A 248-nucleotide genomic window follows, 5' to 3' on the forward strand; every position below is an offset into this window, starting at 1 on the left:
GCATGTCGTTCAATATGATAACTTTCTAATAGGCTTTTATATTTTTTTTGTTTTATTGCGAGTCCTAATTTCCAGCCTATATTAAAAGCATCTTGTAAACCTACATTCAAACCTTGTCCTCCAGCAGGGAAATGAATATGTGCTGCATCCCCTGCTAAGAATACACGCTTATGTTGATAAGTATTTGCTAATTTGGTTGCATTGCCAAAACGAGAAAGCCATATTGTGCTCTTAATTTGAAGATGTTC

Annotated in this window: 1 protein-coding gene; it reads right to left on the reverse strand. The window is 35.1% G+C overall.

Annotated features, from left to right (window positions below):
* Nucleotides 1-248: FAD-dependent monooxygenase (locus tag SB775_RS32380; protein ID WP_410865394.1), on the reverse strand; the 248-nt coding region annotated here is incomplete at both ends.

Source organism: Peribacillus sp. SIMBA_075 (genome assembly GCF_046534585.1).